Source organism: Microcoleus sp. BM001215392, from assembly GCF_036700185.1.
GTDB lineage: Bacteria > Cyanobacteriota > Cyanobacteriia > Cyanobacteriales > Microcoleaceae > Microcoleus.
This window is the reverse complement of record NZ_JAUBOJ010000726.1, coordinates 1-1,288: the sequence shown is the minus strand read 5'-3', so window position 1 is coordinate 1,288 and position 1,288 is coordinate 1. Positions and strand designations below refer to the sequence as shown.

Here is a 1,288-nt window from a genome sequence, read left to right as displayed (position 1 = left end):
TATCTGCGGTCATGCGAAAGCCCTCCTCAAAAACCAGATGCACCCGTCATATCTATGTGTGAAGGAGATTCTTTTTGACGAACCGCGAAGGCGCTAAGGACACTAAGAGAAGTGAAGTGAAGTGATTGATTGAGGAGCGCTATATAGCGGTTCTCAAAAAAGTGAGGTATGCCCGATGCCCGATGCTTTTAGACCCGAGGCCCGCGGAGCCCAATGCCCAATGCCCGATGCCCTCTTTGCCCCATGCCCCATGCCCGATGCCCAATGCCCAATGCCCAATGCCCGGTTTAGCCAGTCGTACCTCATCTTTCTGAGAAAGGCTATATGTGATTTAGCGACAACTAAAGTCAATGTAATTTACAATTTGAGGATTTTAAAATGTCACAAAATTCTTGGAATTCAGCTCTTTACGAGAAAAATCATGCTTTTGTTTGGCAGTATGGCGAATCGCTTTTGGAGTTACTCGCTCCAAAAGCGGGAGAAGGAATTCTGGATTTGGGCTGCGGTACGGGACAGTTAACTGCAAAGATTTCTGAAAGTGGTGCTTTTGTGCGAGGTGTTGATTCTTCTTTGGCGATGATTTGTACTGCAAAATCTAATTATCCTCATATTAGCTTTGCGGCGGCGGATGCCAGGGATTTTCAAGTGGAAGAGCCGTTAGATGCTGTGTTTTCTAATGCGGTTTTGCACTGGATTAAACAGCCGGATGCTGTAATTAATTGCGTGGAAAAAGCGCTGAAGCCGGGAGGGCGTTTTGTGGCTGAGTTTGGCGGTAAGGGGAATGTGGGGGCGATCGCCCGCGCGCTTTTGAACGTTTTGTCGGAAATTGGCTCGTCGGAGCCTGAATCGCTTAATCCTTGGTATTTTCCGGGTGTCGGCGAGTATGCTCTGCTACTGGAAAACCACGGTTTTGAGGTTAGTTATGCGGTTTTGTTCGATCGCCAGACTCTTCTAGAAGAGGGCAGCGCTGGTATGGTAAATTGGATTGAGATGTTTGCAGGTGACTTTTTGTCGGGGTTGTCGCCGTTCGTGCGATCGCGCGCACTTGTTGCAGTTGCCGATCTTTTGCGACCGACGCTTTACTGCGATGCTGGTTGGACTGTTGATTATCGCCGCCTTCGTGTTGTTGCTGTCAAAAAATCGCCGTTGCTCTCCCCGGTCTAACTCAACAATACAAAAAATCTAACCACCATAATATCGGATAATTGGGTAGCAAGTAACCAGGCCTACAGCATGAGTATTGACCAATTAAACGCAGCCTACGGGATTCCCGGCCAGCTCACCTTCG

Annotated in this window: 1 protein-coding gene; it reads left to right on the top strand. The window is 48.4% G+C overall.

Annotated elements, in window-relative coordinates; all coding sequences use genetic code 11:
• Window positions 1–378 precede the first annotated feature (378 nt).
• Window positions 379–1,164, top strand: coding sequence for a class I SAM-dependent methyltransferase (locus QT974_RS34465; RefSeq protein ID WP_333472834.1), 786 nt, complete (start codon window positions 379–381; stop codon window positions 1,162–1,164).
• Window positions 1,165–1,288 lie beyond the last annotated feature (124 nt).